This is a genomic window from Acinetobacter sp. 228 (assembly GCF_048147885.1).
In genome coordinates this window covers 1-1,015 of record NZ_JAYWYV010000629.1, presented here as the reverse complement: position 1 = coordinate 1,015, position 1,015 = coordinate 1, and the positions used below count along the sequence as shown (strand labels likewise).

Genomic DNA, 1,015 nt, shown 5'->3' with positions numbered 1-1,015 from the left:
GTCACCGACTTTCAAGCCTTTGTTAGCGATATAGAACTGCTCATATTGCTGTCCAATTTCGATAGGACGAATTTCCGCTGTACCTTGGGCGTTGATGACATATACCTGAGGCTCGCCACTGATATTACGTTGGATCGCTTGCGCCGGAACCAATAGCGCTTGAGGAATAGAAGCACGATCAATATTGACACGCACATACATGCCCGGAAGTAATTTTCGTTCAGTGTTATTAACTTCAATACGGAATGTGACATCGCCCGTTTCCGGGTCAACATTAATATCTTCAAACAACATTTTTGCTGTGACGTTATAAGGTTGCCCGTGGCTATTGGTAATACGAACGGTTTTGTCACTATTTGCTGATAATTCACCGCTTTGTAGCGCAGCTTGTAAGCGCTCATACTCACTAACTGATTGCTTTACATCAACATAGACTTTATCAATCTGTTGAATGGTTGCCATCGTATTGGTATCGCCCTGACCGACCAATGCACCTTCAGTGACAAAAGATTGCCCAATACGCCCAGAAATAGGCGCTCGAACTGTTGCATATTGCAGATTCAAGTTTTGTCTGGCCAGCAATGCTTTCATTTGAGCGACATCGGCTAGAGCCTGACGATACTGAGCTTGAGCATTACTTACTTCTTGCTTACTAATTGCATTACTTGGTAACAGCTGCTCATAACGTTCTAGCTGAACTTTGAGTCTTGCTACCTCAGCTTCAGCTTTATTGAGAGAAGCTCTATTGCTATTTACATCGGCCTCAAATGTCTCGGAATTAATTTTATATAAGGCTTGCCCTGCTCTAACTTCACTACCTTGTTTAAATAGAACCTTTTCAATGATACCTCCGACTTGCGGACGGATTTCCGCCGTACGGAATGCATGTACACGTGCAGGAAGATTTTCACTAAAATTTACCGATTGCGGTTGAATGCTTAATACACTGACTTTAGCCGGTGGTGGCTCAGCTTGAGCGACTTCTTTTGAATCACACCCCTGTAATATCAGCCCA

The 1,015-nt window shown here is 43.4% G+C and carries 1 protein-coding gene; it reads right to left on the bottom strand.

Annotated elements, in window-relative coordinates:
- A partial coding sequence (gene adeA / locus VXQ92_RS21415; protein ID WP_416683111.1) for a multidrug efflux RND transporter periplasmic adaptor subunit AdeA occupies nucleotides 1–1,011 on the bottom strand: 1,011 nt, incomplete at its 3' end.
- Between the last annotated feature and the right edge of the window lie 4 nt (nucleotides 1,012–1,015).